General features: G+C 64.0%; 1 protein-coding gene. It reads right to left on the reverse strand.

Features of this window, described 5'->3' with window-relative positions; genetic code table 11:
• Nucleotides 1–12 precede the first annotated feature (12 nt).
• Nucleotides 13–1,278 carry an IS256-like element IS1354 family transposase gene (locus tag KHC23_RS14190; RefSeq protein WP_013214472.1) on the reverse strand — a complete coding sequence of 422 codons (1,266 nt, stop codon included), beginning with the start codon at nucleotides 1,276–1,278 and terminating at the stop codon, nucleotides 13–15.
• Nucleotides 1,279–1,324: the final 46 nt, after the last annotated feature.

Raw genomic sequence — 1,324 nt, forward strand, 5'->3', positions numbered from 1 at the left:
GAAGTTATCGTTTCAGGCGGCAAGGTCAATTGGCTGATCGATGGGTTTTGTGGCGAGGGTTTGCCAACCATCGACCTTGCGCATGCTGATCTGTCCCGAGGCGAGTAGCGCCCAGAACATCATCGCGGCGGTGTCGGCCGACGGCAACACGGTTTGGGTTTTGATCCGCCGCTTGAACTCCTCGTGCAACCGCTCGATCGCATTTGTCGTGCGTAGGCTACGCCATTGGCTCGGCGGCATGCGCGCGAAGGTGAACAAGCGGTCGCCTGCTTCCTCCAGGCTGTCAGCAACGGCGCGGTGCTTGAGCCTCCATTTTCGAATGAAGGCCTTGCGGCGAGCCGCGATCTCCTCAGGCGTCGTCGCATAGATCATGTCATTGTAGTCCGCGGTGATCTCCTCGTGCAGGCGCTCCGGAGCATGCGCGATCAGGTTTCTGTGCTTGTGGACCGTGCAGCGCTGCACCGGCACGCCGTCCCAGACGACGGCAATGGCTTTGTCGAGCCCCGGCGCGCCGTCGACGATGAGGAACTCGGGACGCCTGAGCCCGCGCTTGATGAGATCGTCCAGCACCGTGCGCCAGGCCTCGGCGCTCTCGCCGCCCATGCTCTTGATCGCGAGCAGCACTTTCTGGCCGTCTGCGCGCACGCCAAGCACAACAAGCAACGAGATCGAGGTCGCCTTGCGGTCGAGCCGTACCCGAACGACGGTGCCGTCGAGGATCAGGCGCACGATCGGCTCGTCGGCCAGCGAGCGGCTGTTCCAGGCATCCCAGTCGCTTTTGACCTTGCGCCAGGTCCGGCTCACCGTGTCTTTACCGACCGTCCCGCCGAACAGAGCCGCCAGCGCGCGACGTACCCGTCGCGTATTGGTGCCGGCCAGATAGCTGCTCGCGATCAGCGCATCGGCGGCAAGCGTGCGCCGCTGATAGGCCCGCAGTGCCTGGCTCTTCCATTCCGTCGTCATGCCCTCGGACGTGGTCAGCCGGGCACGCGGCACTGCTATCTCGATCGGCCCGAACGTGCCGGTCAGCGACCGCGTCCGGCTGCCGTGACGATGGCCCGTAACGCCGGCTCTTGCTTCATTGCTGGCCATCTGGCTCCGTCCGTAGCGCGGCCGTGCCAGTGCATCGTCGAGCTCGCCGCGGATCAGTTCTTCGATGAACTGGCGCGACCGAGCCCGCACCTCGGCCTCGATCGGGTCAAACCAGTTGTCGAAAAGATCAACAGCCAGCTCGGTCGCAGGCTGCGAGGAATCAGGCTTCGTGGTAGGCTTGTTCATGGCGTAGTCTCCAGTCCGACGCTTCAACGCCGGATGATTCGAGGTT

Origin of the sequence: Ancylobacter dichloromethanicus (assembly GCF_018390645.1) — a bacterium.
In the GTDB taxonomy this organism is placed as follows: domain Bacteria; phylum Pseudomonadota; class Alphaproteobacteria; order Rhizobiales; family Xanthobacteraceae; genus Ancylobacter; species Ancylobacter dichloromethanicus.

Bases quoted from the DNA above. Each gene is read 5' to 3' on its own strand.
- KHC23_RS14190 (WP_013214472.1), bottom strand. From the start codon at position 1,278: ATGAACAAGCCTACCACGAAGCCTGATTCCTCGCAGCCTGCGACCGAG.